Origin of the sequence: Bartonella sp. AP57NXGY (assembly GCF_042195805.1) — a bacterium.
Taxonomy (GTDB): domain Bacteria; phylum Pseudomonadota; class Alphaproteobacteria; order Rhizobiales; family Rhizobiaceae; genus Bartonella.
Window position 1 is genome coordinate 1 of record NZ_JBHIOZ010000662.1, and the last position, 556, is coordinate 556.

2 pseudogenes are annotated in these 556 nt (G+C 45.7%); both read right to left on the reverse strand.

Going from position 1 to position 556, the window contains the following annotated elements:
* A pseudogene (locus tag ACFIL8_RS12520) lies at nt 1-247 on the reverse strand (dUTP diphosphatase); the annotation flags it as partial.
* A gap of 182 nt (nt 248-429) precedes the next feature.
* A pseudogene (locus ACFIL8_RS12525) lies at nt 430-556 on the reverse strand (dUTP diphosphatase); the annotation flags it as partial.

A 556-nucleotide genomic window follows, 5' to 3' on the forward strand; every position in this document is an offset into this window, starting at 1 on the left:
TGGAGTGTTGAGGCATGTGATGCCCGTGTTTTAAGGCTAAGCCAGAGCGTGGACGGATGCGTGCTTCAAACCCAAGAGATAAATGAAAAATGAGACCTGTTGGAATAAGTGCCCGCTGCCCAGAGGCAAGAACAAGCGTTTCTTCTTTACCAATTGCTGCTTGTAAATCCAAGACCGCAGAATCAGCCGTTGTGTAGTGAGGAAGCTTTCTTGTCCCAAGTGCAAGATGCTGAACGGATAAAGTCAAGGGGGGTGTGAAGATTGAGAAGAGACAGGAGAAGAGTAAGGATACTTGTTTAGAGGGGCGTTTAGTGAAAAAACTTTGAAAGCAAATGCGCACTCCTTCTACACTTTAAAAGCCCAAGGGACTTCTAGTGAAAGAGTGGTTGGGTATGTGTTATTTTGAGAGTAGAGATTTTTCAGAGCTTCTTAAGTGTGTCCCGTTGAACCAAAACCTCCTGTTCCACGGCTCTCGTTATGGCTTTGGGTATTTTGCTCTGGTTCAATGGCGCAAACATTAACTTGGGATACAGGGGCGATGACTGTTTGGGCAATG